Here is an 18,093-nt window from a genome sequence, read left to right as displayed (position 1 = left end):
CGACCATAGAAGGGGCCGGATTGTCCGGGATTCTTTTGAATAAGCAAAGACTTAGCTGAGGAATGGTTGTACGAAGCAGATCAATCCAATTGACGACAATTTGTTCCAGTCAGGAACGTGACGCCTGTTTCGCCCACTCAGAGGGAGCCTTATCACGAACCTTGGAGATTCAACCATGACGATTTCAAACCTCAATCTGTCCCACGCCGGCCACTTGGTCGACAGCGTGGCGATGCATATTGCCGATCAAATCGCGGCACAAGATAAGCCCAAGCCACAGCAGCCTCCCAGCTTCCCTTTTAACGGCATTGAATACGCTGCTGCGCCCAAACCGAACAACACAATGATCCCAATGCCTCGCATCGGCTAAGACTGCGCGACTCACCAGGGCGTGGATCCATGCTATGGATTCACTGCCCTCTACCCGCCCCCTGCGGACCTTGCATCACCGCCCTATAAAATGTCGCATACTCTCTCTTCCATCCCGCCCCACAAGGAAGAGCCGTCCGATGACCACCACTGTTCTGGTCCTGGTTGAAACCATCAACGACTACCTGCAAATCATCGAGAGCAATGACTTTCATGTGATCCTGGCGCCAACTCCAGCCGAACGTGCCCAAGCCATCAAGCGCCATGGCGGCCAGATCAACGCCGTGTTGACCCGCGGCCCCCTGGGCCTCTACGCCGACGAAATCGCCGCGCTGCCGCTGCTGGAAATCATCTGTGTGATCGGCGCCGGTTACGAACATGTTGACCTGCAAGCCGCCAGCAATCGTGGGATTGTCGTGACCAACGGCGCCGGGGTGAATGCGCCGTCGGTGGCGGACCACGCTATGGCGCTGTTGCTGTCCCTGGTGCGCGGCATCCCGCAGACCGACGTCGCCGTGCGGCGCGGTGAATGGCCCAAGGTGATGCGCCCTTCCCTGGGCGGCAAGCAACTGGGCATTCTTGGCTTGGGCGCCGTGGGCCTGGAAATCGCCAAGCGCGCCGCCCTCGGATTCGGTATGGAAGTGAGCTATCACAACCGTCAGCCCCGTGATGATGTGGACTACACCTACTGCGCCAGCGCCGTGGAGCTGGCGCGCACTTCGGACTTCATGATCCTGGCCACGCCCGGTGGCCCGAGCACCCGTCACCTGATTGATCGTCACGCCCTGGATGCTCTGGGGCCGAATGGCTACTTGGTCAATATTGGCCGTGGCAGCGTGGTGGTTACCGCCGACCTGATCACCGCCCTTGAACAGCGCCGCATTGGCGGGGCTGCGCTGGATGTATTCGACGACGAACCCAAGGTGCCCGACGCCCTCAAGCACCTGAGCAATACCGTACTCACCTCCCATGTGGCCGGCCTTTCACCGGAAGCCGCTCACGACACCGTGCAACGGGTGGCCGACAATCTGGTGGAGTACTTCGCCGGCCGACCAGTGCTCACGCCGGTCGTGTTACCCGCGCCCGTAAAATGACCAATCAGGCACGCTGATCATCATCCAACACGCTAACCTATTAAGCCGCCCCGACCTTGTCGCTGGGCGGTCGTGCGCATTAGATTAGGAAATAGTCCAAGGCCTTTAGAATAAGCAGAAGGGATAAGCATGGCGCTGAACGACCAATCGACCCAGATTCGCCCAGGCGAAGAACTTGATGCTGGCCTGATCGATCCCTATCTCAAGGCCCATATCCCGGGCCTGAGCGGCACGCCTGCGATCAGTCAGTTCCCCGGCGGCGCGTCCAACCTGACTTACCTGTTGGAATACCCTGGGCAGGAATTCGTCCTGCGCCGCCCGCCCTTCGGTCACAAGGCCAAGTCAGCCCATGACATGGGCCGTGAATTCCGCATTCTCAATCAGCTAAAAGATGGCTTCCCGTATTGCCCCAAAGCCTATGTGCATTGCACCGATGAGTCGGTGATCGGCGCTGAGTTCTACGTGATGGAACGCGTCAAGGGCATCATCCTGCGCTCCGACCTGCCGCCTGAGCTGGGGCTGGATGCAACCAAGACCGAAGCACTGTGCAAAAGCTTTATCGACAAGTTCGTCGAGCTGCACCAAGTCGACTACACCGCCTGCGGACTGGCCGACCTGGGCAAACCCGAAGGCTATGTGGCACGCCAGATTCGCGGCTGGAGCGACCGCTACGAAAAGGCCCTGACCCCCGATGCGCCCAAATGGGAGGCGGTGCGGGCCTGGCTCAACGACAAGATGCCGGCCGACCACCCGACATCAAGCATCGTGCATAACGACTACCGCTTCGACAACGTGATCCTCGACCCACACAACCCGATGCAGATCATCGGCGTACTGGACTGGGAGCTCACCACACTCGGCGATCCGCTGATGGACTTGGGCAACACCCTAGCCTACTGGATAGAGGCCGCCGACCCCGCGCCGGTGCAACTGATGCGCCGCCAGCCGAGCAATGCACCCGGGATGCTCACCCGCCGCGAGTTCGTCGACTACTACGCCGAACGGTCGGGCATCCAGATCGATAATTTCGACTTCTACTACACCTACGGCCTGTTCCGCCTGGCCGGCATCGTGCAGCAGATCTACTACCGTTTCTTCCATGGCCAGACCCAGGACAAACGCTTTGCTCAGTTCATTCACATGAACTCACTGCTGGAGCAAATGAGCCTGAAGGTAATCGCTAAATCAGCCCTCTGATCGCACAAAAACAAGGAACCCCCATGTCCAAGACTCATCTGTTCGACCTCGACGGCAAAATTGCGTTTGTCTCCGGCGCCAGCCGTGGCATCGGTGAGGCCATCGCCAAGTTGCTGGCCCAGCAAGGCGCCCATGTGATCGTCTCCAGCCGCAAGCTAGAAGGCTGCCAGCATGTGGCCGACGCAATCATCGCCGACGGCGGCAAGGCCACTGCGGTTGCCTGCCATATTGGTGAAATGGAGCAGATTAGCCAGGTGTTCGCCGGCATTCGCGAGCAGTTCGGCCGCCTGGATATTCTGGTCAACAACGCAGCCACCAACCCGCAGTTCTGCAACGTGCTGGACACCGATCTGGGCGCGTTCCAGAAGACCGTTGACGTGAACATTCGCGGCTACTTCTTCATGTCGGTGGAAGCCGGCAAGCTGATGCGCGAAAACGGCGGCGGCAGCATCATCAACGTGGCCTCGATCAACGGCATCTCGCCGGGTGTCTTCCAAGGCATCTACTCGGTGACCAAGGCCGCGGTGATCAACATGACCAAAGTGTTCGCCAAGGAATGCGCTGAATTCGGCATCCGTTGCAACGCCCTGCTGCCGGGCCTGACGGACACCAAGTTCGCCTCGGCGCTGGTGAAAAACGATGCGATCCTGAAAATGGCCCTGGCGCAGATCCCGCTCAAGCGTGTGGCCGACCCAAGCGAGATGGCCGGCGCGGTGCTGTTTCTGGCGAGTGACGCGTCCAGCTACACCACCGGTGTGTCGCTGAATGTAGACGGTGGTTTCCTCTCCTGACTTCGCCCGGGTTTCTACAGATCGATTTACGCGTAACCTTGGCGTAGATCGATTTGTCTCAGAGTGAAACATGGAACTGCACATCGTCATCAAAGGCCGCAAGGACCTGGCGGCTCAGCTTTATCAGCAATTGCGCGAAGCCATTGCGGCCGGGCGTCTCGCGGCAGGCGCGCAACTGCCGCCCAGTCGCCTGCTGGCCGAGCAGTTGGGCGTATCGCGCAAGACCGTGTCCGATACCTACGCCACGTTGACCTATGAAGGCTTGCTGGTGGGAAAGATCGGTCGTGGCACCTTCGTTAACGCTTGGGCGCCCCCAGCGGATCGCCTGCAAACTGCCACCGACCTGGCCTGCGCCAACAACCTGGCTAAATGGCAGGCGCTGCCCTCGCCGATGCGCCACCCCACACGCGACAACCTCCTGCGCTACGAATTTCTCGGCGGCGCCACCAGCCGCAATCAGTTCCCACAAGACGAATGGCGACGCTGCACCCAGGACGCGCTGCGCCGCATTGCCCAGAACAGCGGCTTCTACAGCCAACCCGAAGGCTTGCCGGCACTGCGCAGCGCCATCGCTGGGCATATCGCCTTTTCCCGAGGCGTCAAATGCCGCGATGACGACATCGTGGTCACCAATGGCGCGCAACAGGGGCTGGACCTGCTGGCCCGCGTGGTGCTGGAACCAGGCAGCATCGTCGCCATGGAAGACCCTGGCTACAGCCCCGCACGCCAGTTGTTCCAGGCGATGGGCGCCCGGGTCGCCAGTGTGCCGGTGGATGACCAAGGCATTCAGGTGGATCAGATCCCCGACGGCACCCGCTTGATCTATGTGACCCCCTCCCACCAGTTCCCCCTCGGCATGCCCATGAGCCTGGCGCGCCGTGAAGCCTTGCTGGTCCGCGCCTTCGACCTGGGGGCGATCATCATCGAGGACGACTACGACAGTGAATTCCGCTACGAAGGCCGCCCCACCGATTCCCTGCAAAGCATGGACACCCGCGGCGTAGTCACTTACGTCGGCACCTTCTCCAAAACCCTGCTGCCCGAACTGCGCCTGGGCTATCTGGTGCTGCCGCCGGCGATCCACGGCGCGGTACTCAAGGCCAAGCAATTGACCGACCAGCACAGCTCCACCTTGCCGCAATGGGCGCTGGCCAAGTTCATCAGCGAAGGCTACCTGCTCAAACACATCCGCCGCTGCCACTCCGTATATGCCGGGCGTCGTGAGCGCATCCTGCAACGACTGGCCGGGGATTTGTCGCCGTGGTTCGAAGCCGTGCCCACCGTGGCGGGGTTTCATATGGCGGCGCTGTGCAAGGTGCCGTTGAGCATTCCGTTGCTGATGACATTGGCACGTGAGGCCGAAGTGGGTTTATACCCGCTTGATGTGTTCTTCCACGACGCACCGGTGCGCCCTGGGCTGATTATTGGATTCGGCGCCATCGAAACCCTGGATATAGACCCGGCGCTGGATAAAGTGCGCGACATTCTCAAACAGATTGGCTAGGGGCTTTTCCGGCGGATTGGTCATTGGTCGGCCAGGTTCTGCGGCGTAGGGTGGACAGGTCTCGAACTACTCGGAAACCCGAACATGAAACGCCTGCTCGCCACCACCCTGATGCTCGCTTCACTCAGCGCATTTGCCCACGAACCGGTGTACAACCAGGAGTCGATCAAGGTGCTGCAGGAGCACGCCCTGACCAACGTGCCCGGCAAGAAAACCATCATGCTCACCGTTGATTACGCCCCCGGCCAGGCCACCGTTCCCCATAGCCATACGGGGACGGCGGTGGCCTATGTGCTGGAGGGCGCGATCACTTCGCGGGTCAATGATGAGAAAGCGATAACCTACAAGGTCGGCGAATCGTTCTACGAGCCCGCGGGTTCGCGGCACTTTGAATCCAGCAATGCCAGCCAGACCCAGCCGGCGAAGTTGCTGGTGGTGATGGTGCTGGATGACAAGGCCGAGGTGCTGACCCCTCTTGCAAAATAATCAGCTAAGACATCCATCAGAAGTATGGGCGGTCGCTATGTGTGTGAGGGGGCTTGCTCCCGATAGCAGTGGGTCACGACACCCATTTGGCTGAACTACCGCTATCGGGAGCAAGCCCCCTCCCACAGTTTTGACCGCGTTGAATCAGGGACTAGGGGCGTTTGAATAGGCAGCGCAGTTCTTCGATCCTTGACCGGCACGCACAGCCCTCAAGGTGATCATTGACCATCCCCATCGCCTGCATCAGCGCATACATCGTGGTCGGCCCCACGAACGTCCAGCCGCGTTTCTTCAACGCCTTGGAAAGTCGCACCGAGGCCGGTGAGGTGGGGTTGCCCGTCCAGTAAGCCAGGTCCACCACCGCCGGGCGCTCTTCATCACCCGGCTCGAACGCCCACAACCACCGCGCCAGCGATCCGGTTTCATCCACCAGCTCACAGGCCCTGCGCGCGTTGTTGATGGTGGACACGATCTTGGCCCGATTACGCACAATCCCCGGATCCTGCATCAGCCGCTCTAAATCAGCCTCGCCGTACTGCGCCACCCGACGAAAATCGAAGCCCTCGAACGCCGCACGAAACTGCTCGCGCTTGCGCAAAATGGTGATCCACGCCATCCCCGCCTGAAAGCCTTCCAGGCAAATTTTCTCGTACAGCTGGACATCGTCCGCCACCGGCACACCCCATTCCTGGTCGTGGTAACGCGGATATTCCGGCGCCGAGGTGCGCCAGCTGCAATGGGTGTGGCCCGCTGCGTCAGTGGTCAATCCTGGAGTGTCCATCCATCACCTCATAAGCCGAGCGGCGGATGATAGACGAAAATTTTTCCAGCCCGCCAACCGCTCAAGCATCGCCCTCAGCGACCAACTGGTCAGACCGGGACTTGTCAATCAACCAATAATGACTTGTGATTTCGAAAAAACCCGGCGTAGACTGGCCCCGCACTGGACTTACCGGTATGACCACAACAATTAAGCCCTGGAACCACCAGGGCACCGAATAGAGATCCCTCCCATGCTCAGATGGTGCTCGCGTTCGATTTTCCTGCAAGTCGTAATTGGCCTGATGCTTGGCATCATCTGCGGCCTGGCCCTTCCCGAATTCTCCTCGCAACTCAAACCCCTGGGTGACGGCTTTATCAAGCTGATCAAAATGCTGATTGGCCTGATCGTGTTCTGCGTCGTGGTCAGTGGCATTTCCGGCGCCGGCGACTTGAAGAAAGTCGGACGAATCGGCCTCAAGTCGGTGATCTACTTTGAAATCCTCACCACCATCGCCCTGGTGATCGGCCTGGTCATGGCCTTCAGCACCGGTATCGGCCAAGGTGCCAATATCCACCTGGAGCAGCTCTCCTCCGCCGGCCTCAATGAACTGGCCGACAAGGGCCAGCACATCAAGGGCACCAGCCAGTTCCTGATGGACCTGATCCCCAACTCGGTGATCGGCGCCTTTGCCGACAACAACGTGCTGCAAGTGCTGCTGTTCTCGGTGCTGTTTGGCAGCGCGCTGAACCTGGTGGGCGAAGCGGCCTCAGGCATCACACGGCTGATCAATGAGCTTAGCCACGTGATCTTCCGCATCATGGGCATGATCGTGCGCCTGGCGCCAATCGGTGTGTTCGGCGCGATTGCCTTCACCACCAGCACTTACGGCCTGGACTCCCTGCAACACCTGGGCAGCCTGGTTGGCCTGTTCTACCTGACCTGCTTTGCCTTCGTCGGACTGATCCTGGGCCTGGTAATGCGCCTGTCGGGCCTGCGCATGCTGCCGTTGCTTAAGTACCTGCGCGAAGAACTGCTGATCGTGATGGGGACCGCCTCCTCCGATGCCGTGCTGCCGCAGGTCATGCGCAAACTCGAACACCTGGGCATTGGTAGCTCCACCGTGGGCCTGGTGATTCCAACGGGGTATTCGTTCAACCTCGACGGTTTCTCGATCTACCTGACCCTGGCCATCGTGTTTATCGCCAACGCCACCGGCACGCCGCTGTCGATGACTGACTTGCTGACCATCCTGCTCGTGTCGTTGATCACCTCCAAAGGCGCCCACGGGATTCCCGGCTCTGCGCTGGTGATCCTGGCGGCAACGCTGACAGCAATCCCGGCGATTCCGGTAGTGGGCCTGGTGCTGGTATTGGCGGTGGATTGGTTCATGGGCATCGGCCGCGCACTGACTAACCTGATCGGCAACTGCGTCGCCACCGTGGCCATCGCACGCTGGGAAAAAGACATCGATATCCAGCGCGCCAACAAGGTGTTGGACGGCCAGCAAGGGTATGCCTTCCAGGCCAAGAAACCGGTGCTGCCGGCCCACCAGGAATTCTAACGCTGTCTCATGGGCAACACTGGCTAATGTGGGAGGGGGCTTGCCCCCGATGAGGACGGTCAGTTGATAGATCTGTAACTGATCCACCGCCATCAAGGGCAAACCCCCTCCCACATGACTGTATTAGCAACATTAAGGAAGTATCGACGTGATCAGCACCTCAACGGTCGTCAATTCAGTCGTAGAAAAACTCCGCGCCGCCCTGGCGCGAGGTCAGTGGCGCCGGGGCGAAATGCTGCCCGGCCAGCGCGAACTGGCCGAACAGATGGGCATCAGCCGCCCCAGCCTGCGCGAAGCGGTGATCGTGCTGGAAACCCTCGGCCTGGTGCGCTCCATGCCCGGCAAAGGCGTGGTCGTGCTCGAAACCAGCGTCAGTGAACCCCAATCCAGCGACGCCGTGGCCGACGCCAGTCTCGAAGACCTCCTGCAACTGCGCTACACCCTCGAACCCTTCATCGTCGGCCTTGTGGCCCAGTCCATCAGCAGCAAGGAAGTCGGCCAATTGCGCTTGACCCTAATGGACATGCGCGAGGCGCTCGACGCTGGTGACGCCGAAGCAGGCATGAACGCCTACATTGGCTTTCACGAAGAACTCTTCGCCCTCACGTCCAACCCGATTTTCCAGAACGTGGTGCAACAGACCAGCAACGCCCTCAAGCAAAGCGCCCAGGTTCTGCGCAACTCTCCTGAACACCTGGCCGAGCGCCTGCAGGAAAACGACGCGGTGGTGCGCGCCATACGCAACAAGAACAGCGCCCTGGCCAGCGCAGAAATGCGCAAGCACATCCTCCAGGAAGGCCTGCGCATGGGTATTCGCTTGAACATCCCGGACGACCATCTGGGCAGCTGACTTTTTGGAGACGACCATGACCGCCCACGCCCTGCACCGCGAGCCCTTCCTCCCCGCCCTGCGCCTGGTAGCCGGTAAAAAGCCAACGGTGGATGACATCTACCCACGGCTGTTCGACGCGATCCTCGAACAACGCATCGCCCCGGCCAGCCGCTTTACAGAAGAAAGCCTGGGTGAAACCTTTGGCGTGAGCCGCAGTGTGATTCGCCGCGTATTGGCCAAGCTGTCTCATCAGCAAGTGATCATCCTGCGTCCCAACCAGCGCGCTCAAGTAGCGGCACCGGACGCACAGCAGACGCGGCAGATCCTCGAAGCACGGCGCATGACCGAAATCACCGTGGTGCAACTGGCGTGTGCCCAGGCCACGGCGACGCAGATACGCCAACTGCGCGAGTTGATTGCTCGCGAACGCGAGTGCATTGAACGCGACCAGCGTGGGCCGGCGATTCGCTTGTCGGGGGAGTTTCACCTGCAACTGGCGGTGATGGCGGGGAATGGTCCGTTGGCGCAGTTCCTCAACAGCCTGGTGCCGTTGACGTCGTTGATCATTGCCCAATTCGAAGCAAAAGCCTGCACGTATTGCGCGTGGCAGGAGCATGTGGCGATTGTGGATGCCGTTGAGCAGCGGGATTCAAGTGCCGCCGTGGCGCTGATGACCCAACACCTGGATCACCTGGAAGCCAAGTTGCTGAAACACCATTAATCTCCAGATAAAACGAGATCAAACTGTGGGAGGGGGCTTGCCCCCGATAGCGGTGGGCCAGTCATGAAGAGGCTGGCTGACACTCTGCTATCGGGGGCAAGCCCCCTCCCACAGTTTTTGGGGTGTTTGATAAAGGGCATTCCAACAAAAAGCCCCTGCATCTCACAATGCAGGGGCTTTTGTTTCAGGCGCTAAATCAAGCCGGTTGCAGTACCGACGGCCCACTCAAGGCCAAGTCCAGCAACTCACGGTTGGCGACCGCATACATGGCGTAGTCCGTACCGACCGCAGCACGAATCTCCACCATCATGGCCACCCAACGATCCGCCATGTCCTTGTGCTGCTCAAGCCACAGGGCCACGCGGGCTTCCATGTCTTGTGGCGCGTCGGCCATTTGCAGGACAGAAATGGTAATCGCCCGTTGCTGCCAGTCCACGTCGTCGCGGAACGCTTCGCGAGCCGCAGCCTGCCAGTTGTTGGCCACTGGCAGATCGCTGATCTGCTGCAGGTACCATGGCAAGTCCAGAGCGCTGCCTACGGCGAAGTAGGCCTTGGCCACTTCGGCGGCGTCATGCCCGGTTACGTCAGCGGCTTCGATGATTGGCAGCAGGGTGTACAGGTGAGTAGTGCCTGCAACCATACGCGCCAACAACTCCGGCACGCCCGCTTCAGTGTAAGCCTGATAGCGTTTCTGCCAGCCTTCGCGGGTCGGTCCTTCCAGCAGTTCGTCGAGCTTGAGGCCCAGTGCGGCCAGGTGCGGACCGAAGTGCGCGGTGTCACGCCCAGCGTCCTGCTCGTTGCGACGGCTGCGTAGGAACCAACGCGTAGCGCGACGGCCCAGGCGCATCAGCTCATCCATCAACTGCAATTGCACGTCAGCGGAGACCTGGTGGTCCAGGGCTTCGATCTGGCGGAACCAGTGCGGGAGGTGGAAGATGTCGCGCACGATCACATAAGCGCCGGCCACGTTCGCCGGGCTCATGCCGGTCGACTCTTTGAGTCGTTGAACGAAGGTGATGCCCATGTGGTTAACCAGGTCGTTGGCGATCTGGGTGCTGACGATCTCACGCTTCAGGCGGTGACGACGCATGGCCTCGCCGAACTTGGCGACCAGGCTCGGTGGGAACGCGGTCTCCATGTCACGTGTCAGGTACTCGTCATCCGGCACCAGGGACTTGAGCAATGCTTCCTTGAGGTCGATCTTGCTGTACGAGATCAGCACCGACAGTTCCGGACGGGTCAAGCCCTTGCCGTTGGCGGCGCGCTCGGCGAGCTGCTCCTCGGTCGGCAGGTACTCGATGGCGCGGTCCAGCTTGCCACGGCCTTCCAGGTCGCTCATCAAGCGTTTGTACTCGGCTGCTCGCTCGTAAGCCTTGCGGGCAGCCAGGGACAGGGCCTGGGTTTGCTTATAGTTGTTGCCCAACACCAGGTTGCCGACTTCGTCGGTCATGCTCGCCAGCAACTGGTTGCGTTGCTTGTCGGTCATGTCACCGGCCTGCACCACTTCGTTGAGCAGGATTTTGATGTTCACTTCGTGGTCGGAGCAGTCCACACCACCGGCGTTGTCGATGAAGTCGGTGTTGGAACCGCCGCCATTGAGGCCGAATTCCACACGACCCAGCTGGGTCATGCCGAGGTTACCGCCCTCGCCCACCACCTTGCAGCGCAGTTCGTTGCCGTTGACGCGCAGCGCGTCGTTGGCCTTGTCGCCGACATCGGCGTGGCTTTCGGTGCTGGCCTTGACGTACGTACCGATACCGCCGTTCCACAACAGGTCCACCGGCGCCTTGAGCAAGGCGTTCAGCAGTTCGGTCGGGGTCAGCTTGTCGGCCGAGATGTCGAAGCGTTCTTTCATCTGCGGCGAAATGGCAATGCTCTTCGCGCTGCGCGAGAAGATACCGCCGCCTTCGGACATGATGCTGGTGTCGTAGTCGGTCCAGGCCGAACGCGGCAGCTCGAACATGCGCTGACGCTCGACGAAGCTGGTCGCCGGGTTCGGGTTTGGATCGATGAAGATGTGCAGGTGGTTGAAGGCTGCGACCAGTTGCAGCTTGTCGGACATCAACAGGCCGTTACCGAACACGTCACCGGCCATATCGCCGACGCCCACCACGGTGATGCTGTCTTCCTGCACGTTGATGCCGCGCTCACGGAAATGACGCTGCACACCGACCCACGCGCCCTTGGCGGTGATGCCCATTTTCTTGTGGTCGTAACCGGCGGAACCACCGGATGCGAACGCATCACCCAGCCAGAAGCCGTAGTCGACGGCGATGCCGTTGGCGATGTCGGAGAAGGTCGCGGTGCCCTTGTCCGCTGCGACGACGAGGTACGGGTCATCGTCGTCATGACGCACGACGTTGGCCGGCGGCACCAGGGCGCCGTCCTTGAGGTTGTCGGTAATGTCCAACAGGCCCGAAATGAAGATGCGGTAGCAGGCAATACCCTCGGCCGCGATTTCATCCCGCGTGCCGCCCAGTGGCAAGCGACGCGGCAGGAAGCCGCCCTTGGCGCCCACCGGTACGATCACCGAGTTCTTCACTTGCTGAGCTTTTACCAGGCCGAGCACTTCGGTGCGGAAGTCTTCTTCACGGTCGGACCAGCGCAGGCCGCCGCGAGCGACGTTACCAAAGCGCAGGTGCACGCCTTCGACCCGTGGCGAGTACACGAAGATTTCAAACTTCGGCACCGGCTTAGGCAGCTCGGGAATGGCGCGCGGGTCGAACTTGAAGCTGAAGTACGACTTGTTCTGGCCGTTGGCGTCGGTCTGGTAGAAGTTGGTACGCAGGGTGGCCTTGATCAGGTCCAGGTAGCGACGCAGGATGCGGTCTTCGTTGAGTACCTGGACGTCGTCCAGGGCCGTGAGGATCGCTTGTTCCAACCGTTGCTGCTTGTCTTCAAGGTCATCGGCGGTGAGCTTGCGCGCCAGGTAGAAGCGGGTTTTGAACAACCGGGTCAACTCGCGGGCGATGTCGGTGTGGTTGTTCAGGGTGCTGGCGATGTAACCCAAGTCGAAGCCCAGGCGGATCTGCTTCAAGTAACGGGCGTAGGCACGCAGCAGCGCGACGTCGCGCCATGGCAGGCCGGCGGTCAATACCAGACGGTTGAACGCATCGTTCTCGGCATCGCCGTGGACGATGTGCACGAACGCATCTTGCAGGGTGTCGTTGAGCTGCTGGATATCCAGGTTCACGCCTTCGGCGGCGATGAACGCAAAATCATGGATCCAGAACTCACGGCCATTGGCGTGGCGCAGTCGGTAAGGGAATTCACCCAACACGCGCAGGCCGAGGTTTTCCAGGATCGGCAGTACGTCGGACAGCGCCAGCGGGGTGTCGGCGTGGTAGAGCTTGCAATGCAGCTCGCGTTGGCCGGAGACCTGGCCCAGTGGCTGATAGAAGCTCATCACCAGCGGGTTGGCTTCGGTCAGGCTGTTGAGGTGCTGCATGTCGACGACGGCTGAATGCGCGGCAAAACGCTCGCGGTAGCCGGCCGGGAAGCCTTTCGGGAAGTCCGCCAGCACATTGGTGCCCTGGGCTTCGCCGAAGCTTTCCACCACCAGGCTGGAGTAGTCGTCCTGCCAGCTGCGGCAGGCCTGCACCACTTCTTTTTCCAGTTGCAGCGGGTCGATGTCGAGGCGGTTCTTGGGGTCTACCCGCAGAATCAACTGGACACGGGCCAGTACGGACTCGGAGAAGAAGGTCCAGAACTCGCAGTCCGAGGCTTTCAGTCGATCCATCAGCACTTGCTGGATCTTCTGGCGCACTTCGGTGGAATAGATGTCGCGCGGCACATAGGCCAGGCAGTAGCAGAAACGACCGTACGGGTCTTTGCGCAGGAACACACGGATCTTGTTGCGTTCCTGAATCTGCACAATCGACATCACAGTGCTGAACAGCTCGTCGACCGGGGTCTGGAACAGGTCGTCACGGGGCAGTACTTCAACGACTTGGGCAAGCTCCTTGCCCAAGTGCGCCTTGGCCTGGAAGCCCGAACGGCGTTCGATTTCGGCCACTTTGCGACGAATGTACGGAATGACTCGCACGCTTTCGCCATACACCGACGAGGTGTACAAGCCCATGAAGCGATGTTCCTTGATGACCTTGCCGTCGGCATCGATCTCGCGGATCGACACGTAGTCCGGGTAGGCCGGGCGGTGAACACGGCTTGGGTGCGCAGCCTTGGCGAACGACAGCACGGTCGGTTCACGCAGGTAAGACACAGCGTAGTCTTCGATGCGCAGGTCATCGGCGGTGAGGCCAGCACGCAGCAGCTTGGTCAGACCGAGGAAGGAACTGGCGTCATATTGAATATGACCACCGTCCGCCTCGTCACGTACCACGAATTCTTCATAGCCCAGGAAGGTGAAGTGGTTGCCCACCAGCCACTCCAGGAAGTTCTTGATCTCGGCTTTTTCTTCGCCGTCGATGCCGAACTGGCTGGCGTCGATACCGGCGAGCAGGTCCTGGACCTTGGCTTTCATCGGTTCAAAATCGGCCACGGCCACGCGCACTTCACCCAGAACCTGCTCAAGCTCTTTGCTCAGCACGTTCAGTTCGGCGGCGTTGGCGCAGCGGTCGATTTCCAGGTACATCAGCGATTCTTGCTGGATGTCGTCGCCCTGCGTGCCTTTGGGCAGGATTTCCAGCAACTCGCCTTTGCTGCCACGACGCACACTCAGCACGGTGGTTTGCAGGGTGTGAATGCTGTAGCCGCGACGGTTCAGCTCGGTACGTACCGAGTCCACCAGGAACGGCAGGTCATGGTGCAGCACTTCGACCGCGGTATGGGTCGACTGCCAGCCATGACGTTCGTAATCGGGGTTGTAGACCCGCACTTGTGGCTGGGTGTGATCAAAGCGCTCAAGCAGGCGCCAGGCAGACAGGGTGCAACCGGCCAGGTCGGAAAGGCGACGCTGGGTCAGTTCGTCCAGGGAAATGATGCCGAAGAATTGTTCAGCGAACAGCGCCACTTGTGGCAGTGCCTGTTCGCTGATGTGCTGCGCCAGTGCCGCTTGCAGTTGATGCTGGAAGTCGGCCTTGCTGGCTGCGGTGAAGAACGCCATCTGTGGTACTCCGCTTGGGCTTGTTATTGATGGAAGCGTCGCGTGTTATCCCCTTGCGGGGAGACCGTCAGCTCTGTTCGCCGGTAACTAAAGCACCATAGACGAATCAGGATGACAGGAGGGTGAAGCTGGACAAGACAATGAGGTCACATACAACTTCCATAAGATGCGCACCCTGCCGGGTGACGGTACGACGGGCAGGTCAGACGCCTGGCAGGCTGTGGAACGAGAGCTGCATCCGTTGCGCAGCTTAACGACTGAGGGAAGCGCGCTGCTTGCGAAGCTGCGACATATTCGGTCATCGGTAAGCAGGGTCGCGGTTGCAACTTGGGCAACCCGTGATTTCGGGTGAAAAAACCGCCTGATTGTTCGGGGGTGAGTGTCGAAAATGACTGATTCTCCATGCCAGGTCATGCCCTGAGTCTGACACAGGAAGAAGCACAAAATTCGCGGCAATGGCACAATTGCCCACGCGATGCCCTCCCCCAGACAGGATTCCCCATGCTGCAAATCAAAACCGACGCCCTGATGGCCACACCGTGCGACGACGAAGAAGACAACATGGCCATGCTCTGCTGCCACGGCAAGAACGGCGAAATGTTCATGTTGACCCGCTACCCCGATGAAGACGAAGTGGAACTCACCTGGGACTACGGGCCTTCAACCCTCGATGGCCTGAAAATCACCCTGAGCGACACGACCCTGACCGTGGAACTGGCCGCCGGCGATGCCGACGCCCTCGGTGGCAAGGATAAATTGGAGATCAGCCACGCCACAGCAGTGGCAGATATGGCAGAAGTGGAAGCAACCCTGCAGAACATCCTCAAGGGCACTGGCACCTACGTTCGCGCCTGAAACCGGGGCCTTCAACCCCCTGCGCAGTCAAGATCGAGGGCCTTGACCGTTTGTCGTGACTGTTATTTCTAACAGTATCCCGCCTTCGGTTTTGCGCCTTAGCTGATTGAAATCACGGTGACTGCACAGGTGCTCCGATGAAATCCATCAGCAAGCTTCTCGCCATCGTCCTTTTGGGCGCGGCTTCCTCGGCGTTGTCGGCAGAGCCTGCCAACGCTGGTTATTCACATCTGGTCCTGCTGCTCAAGGACGATGGCTCGACGTCGAGGCATTTCCAGGACACCTACGACCCGTCCAGTACCTTCCAGACCCATGTACCCAACATCAAGGCGCTGGTGCCGCCTTCCAAGACGCGTACGCTGGAGGCATTTCAGGCCTTGCAGCGGCATCGACTGGACCGCTATTACATTATCGACACCCAGCACCTGACACCTGACCAAGCCCAGGCACTGGCTGCGAAGCTCAAGCAGGACCCGGCGATTGAAGACGTCGACTTCGAGCCGCAGGTCGATGGAATGGAAAACGATAACGGCACGCCGGCGATGGAAAGCCTGCGTAATGACATTCCGGACCACACTGCTCGCCAAGGCTATCTGTATGACAGGACCGCGCTAGCGCCCTACAGAATAGGCGGTGTAAATGCTACGCAAGCCTGGAAAATTCCTGGCGGCAAGGGCGAAAACATGCGAGTAGTTTCTTCGGAAATCAGTCATTGGTCCTACAACCATCTGGACTTGCCTAAGCCTTTTCTGGAAATCAGCCAGGGTGCCGTCGTTGGCCCCCATGACACGGCCAGCGTCGGCACCATCGCCTCCAGGGAAAATGGATTCGGAACCACCGGCATCGTCCCCGAGACGCAGTTGGGCTACACCCAATATGGCGACTCACGACTGCTGCAACTGGCCGAGCGCTCCAGTCCTGGCGACGTCGTACAGTTAGGCGTGCACTTCAAATATGCGACATTGCCCGGCGTAGGCTGCGCCGCCGATTGCTTCATGCCCCTTGAGTACAGCAAGGCCGTCCGTGACATCATCACCTTCATGACAGAGGAAAAAGGTTTGCACGTGGTATTGGCGGCGGCGAACGGCAACATCAATCTTGATCACCCCTACTTCAACGGCTGGTTCGATCGCAACATATTCGACTCCGGCAGTGTCTATGCCGGCGCCGTCGAGCCGAAGACCGGATTGAGGTCGTATTTCTCTCAATACGGCAGCCGGGTGGACGTGTTCAGCTGGGGCGGTTCCGTGACCACGACCACGTGGAGTGCTTCCAACCCCACCACCGGCTATAGCCACACGTACAGCGGCACCTCGTCAGCCAACCCGATCATTGCCGGGGTGATGGCGTCGTTACAAGGCGTGGCGCGAGCCAACGGGCTGGGCAACATCCCGCCCAAGGAACTGCGCAGAATCCTCGTCGAAACCGGCTACCCACAGGCCAATGGCAATCGCACCGAGATCGGCGTGCAGCCCGACCTGGATTTAGCAATCAAGAAACTGCTCGCCGACGGCGCAGGCCAGCCGCCCACCGGCCGCCTGGCCCTGCCCGAAGAAGTAAAGTCGGGCGCGGCATTCACCGGGCAGGTCTACGCCGAATCACCCACTAACAAACCGCTGACGTATCGCTGGACTGCCACGGGTTTCACGCCCGCGACTGGTGAGGGGCCGACCATTGCACTGGCGGCACCCGTGATGCCCGTCGACACGCGCACGTCGATATCAGTGGTGGTGTCCGATGGCACACGCAGCATCACGCTGGTCGAAAACCTCACGATCAAAGCCACCGAAACGCCACCGGTCGGTGACTGCGTCGCCGCGTGGATCGCCACCAAGGCGTACTCCAATGTCAGCGAAAAAGTCTCCTACAGCGGTTACAACTATCAGGTCGCGCACTGGTCCCAGGGCGCACGCCCGGACCTGAATTTTGTTGAAACCGGCGCCGCCAAACCCTGGCGTCGCCTGGGCACCTGCGGAGGCGAATCACCCGTTGTCGCCAGGATCACCGCGCCATCCACGGTTGAAGCCGGCAAGCAGCTGCAAGTGTCGGGCATTTCGTCCACCGGCCAGGACCTGCGCTATGCATGGACCGCATCGGGCTTTACCCCGTCAACGTCAACGCAGCCGACCGCTACGCTCGTCGCGCCAAACACGGACGGTACGCGCAGCATCACGTTGACCGTCACCGACGCACGCGGCGCCAGCGCCAGTGCCAGCCACACTGTCAAAGTGAACGCCAGCGCCCCCGTCAACCGGCCGCCGGTGGGCAGCCTGCAGGGCGATGAGACGGTCGAATCGGGCAAAACCGCGAATTTCACCGCCAACACCAGCGACCCGGATGGCGACCCCATGACGTACGCTTGGACGCTCCCAACCGTCCTCACCGCCACCGCCCTCAATACCCGCACCCTCAGCGTGACTGCCCGCCCGGTCAGCAGCGACACCCGCGCGACCATCAGCGTGGCGGTCAGTGACGGGCGCGGAGGTACGCTAAGGCTGGACCGGCCGATCACCGTCAAAGCAGCATCGGACTCCGATGACTGCAGAAACACCCCGGCGTGGTCGCCGACCAAGACCTACCAGACCGCCAGGGAGAAAGTCTTGTACAAAGACAAGGTCTACGAACATAACTTCTATAGCCAGAACAAGCCGCCAGACCTTTACTCCGCACAATGGGGCAAAGAATGGAAAATCGGGGTGCCATGCCCTTGAAGCATCCGGGGTGAGCGGACAAGCCCGCTCACCCCATTCCTGCTTCCTAAACAAAATTCCTACAAGTTTTCCTGAAAATACCCCGCGCGCCGTTAGTCGCCACCCCCCGCCATGCATTAAAGTAGTCGCCCCAGCCCGACGTTT

The 18,093-nt window shown here is 60.3% G+C and carries 13 protein-coding genes; 11 read left to right on the top strand and 2 right to left on the bottom strand.

Annotated features, from left to right (window positions below; translation table 11 throughout):
- The first annotated feature begins 175 nt into the window (after positions 1–175).
- From CKW32_RS08570 to CKW32_RS08545, 6 genes are all read left to right on the top strand, one after another.
- Complete coding sequence (locus CKW32_RS08570) at positions 176–370, top strand: hypothetical protein (RefSeq protein ID WP_032887188.1); 195 nt, start codon at positions 176–178, stop codon at positions 368–370.
- 139 nt (positions 371–509) lie between these two features.
- The gene (locus tag CKW32_RS08565; RefSeq protein WP_095184593.1) at positions 510–1,463 is read left to right on the top strand and encodes a 2-hydroxyacid dehydrogenase; all 954 of its coding nucleotides are present in this window, start codon (positions 510–512) and stop codon (positions 1,461–1,463) included.
- A gap of 129 nt (positions 1,464–1,592) precedes the next feature.
- Positions 1,593–2,660, top strand: a complete 1,068-nt coding sequence (locus tag CKW32_RS08560) for a phosphotransferase family protein (RefSeq protein ID WP_095184592.1) — start codon at positions 1,593–1,595, stop codon at positions 2,658–2,660.
- Positions 2,661–2,683: 23 nt separating this feature from the next.
- The gene (locus CKW32_RS08555) at positions 2,684–3,451 is read left to right on the top strand and encodes an SDR family oxidoreductase (protein WP_032887191.1); all 768 of its coding nucleotides are present in this window, start codon (positions 2,684–2,686) and stop codon (positions 3,449–3,451) included.
- 70 nt (positions 3,452–3,521) lie between these two features.
- Positions 3,522–4,955, top strand: a complete 1,434-nt coding sequence (locus CKW32_RS08550; RefSeq protein ID WP_095184591.1) for a PLP-dependent aminotransferase family protein — start codon at positions 3,522–3,524, stop codon at positions 4,953–4,955.
- Between the two features lie 84 nt (positions 4,956–5,039).
- Positions 5,040–5,441 (top strand): cupin domain-containing protein, encoded by a 402-nt coding sequence (locus tag CKW32_RS08545; protein WP_095184590.1) that lies wholly within the window; start codon positions 5,040–5,042, stop codon positions 5,439–5,441.
- A gap of 151 nt (positions 5,442–5,592) precedes the next feature.
- Here CKW32_RS08545 and CKW32_RS08540 read toward each other — a convergent pair whose 3' ends face one another.
- Positions 5,593–6,222 (bottom strand): DNA-3-methyladenine glycosylase I, encoded by a 630-nt coding sequence (locus CKW32_RS08540; RefSeq protein ID WP_095184589.1) that lies wholly within the window; start codon positions 6,220–6,222, stop codon positions 5,593–5,595.
- Between the two features lie 217 nt (positions 6,223–6,439).
- Between CKW32_RS08540 and CKW32_RS08535 the strand changes: the two genes are divergently transcribed.
- The 3 genes from CKW32_RS08535 (at position 6,440) to CKW32_RS08525 (ending at position 9,318) form a co-directional block, all read left to right on the top strand.
- Positions 6,440–7,765 (top strand): C4-dicarboxylate transporter DctA, encoded by a 1,326-nt coding sequence (locus tag CKW32_RS08535; protein ID WP_177326439.1) that lies wholly within the window; start codon positions 6,440–6,442, stop codon positions 7,763–7,765.
- Positions 7,766–7,913: 148 nt separating this feature from the next.
- Positions 7,914–8,615 (top strand): FadR/GntR family transcriptional regulator, encoded by a 702-nt coding sequence (locus tag CKW32_RS08530; protein WP_095184588.1) that lies wholly within the window; start codon positions 7,914–7,916, stop codon positions 8,613–8,615.
- 16 nt (positions 8,616–8,631) lie between these two features.
- Positions 8,632–9,318 carry a GntR family transcriptional regulator gene (locus tag CKW32_RS08525; RefSeq protein ID WP_095184587.1) on the top strand — a complete coding sequence of 229 codons (687 nt, stop codon included), beginning with the start codon at positions 8,632–8,634 and terminating at the stop codon, positions 9,316–9,318.
- 196 nt (positions 9,319–9,514) lie between these two features.
- Here CKW32_RS08525 and CKW32_RS08520 read toward each other — a convergent pair whose 3' ends face one another.
- Entirely contained in the window at positions 9,515–14,383 is a 4,869-nt protein-coding gene (locus CKW32_RS08520; RefSeq protein WP_095184586.1) for an NAD-glutamate dehydrogenase, read from the bottom strand.
- Between the two features lie 501 nt (positions 14,384–14,884).
- Between CKW32_RS08520 and CKW32_RS08515 the strand changes: the two genes are divergently transcribed.
- Positions 14,885–15,238: a hypothetical protein gene (locus tag CKW32_RS08515; RefSeq protein WP_032887204.1), complete on the top strand. Its 354-nt coding sequence runs from the start codon at positions 14,885–14,887 to the stop codon at positions 15,236–15,238.
- Positions 15,239–15,375: 137 nt separating this feature from the next.
- Entirely contained in the window at positions 15,376–17,949 is a 2,574-nt protein-coding gene (locus CKW32_RS08510; protein WP_095184585.1) for a S8 family serine peptidase, read from the top strand.
- The last annotated feature ends 144 nt before the right edge of the window (positions 17,950–18,093 follow it).

It is taken from the genome of Pseudomonas sp. Irchel 3H9 (assembly GCF_900187495.1).
Classification (GTDB): Bacteria; Pseudomonadota; Gammaproteobacteria; order Pseudomonadales; family Pseudomonadaceae; genus Aquipseudomonas; species Aquipseudomonas sivasensis.
Note: the sequence above shows the minus strand (reverse complement) of the source record. Positions and strands in the feature narration are given on the sequence as shown.